The organism is Pseudoneobacillus rhizolycopersici, from assembly GCF_054786815.1.
In genome coordinates, this window is record NZ_JBTOOE010000108.1 from 1 (window position 1) to 269 (window position 269).

Below are 269 nucleotides of genomic sequence, written 5' to 3' on the forward strand. Positions count from 1 at the left end.
CCTGCAAAAAAGGAGTTGGTTATGTCTCAAACAATCGATCTAACCCTGGACGGCCTGTCCTGTGGTCACTGCGTAAAACGCGTTAAAGAAAGTCTGGAACAACGTCCGGACGTTGAGCAAGCGGATGTCACCGTGACAGAAGCGCATGTTACCGGGAGCGCCAGCGCAGAAGCGCTGATTGAAACCATCAAACAAGCCGGTTACGGCGCGGAGTTAAGCCACCCAAAGGCTAAACCGCTGACGGAGTCATCAATCCCGTCGGAAGCACT

Annotated in this window: 1 protein-coding gene; it reads left to right on the plus strand. The window is 53.5% G+C overall.

Features of this window, described 5'->3' with window-relative positions; genetic code table 11:
- Positions 1-21: 21 nt before the first annotated feature.
- Positions 22-269, plus strand: a 248-nt coding sequence (locus tag ACX9YW_RS23040; RefSeq protein WP_460351058.1) for a cation transporter, incomplete at its 3' end; no start/stop codon positions are given.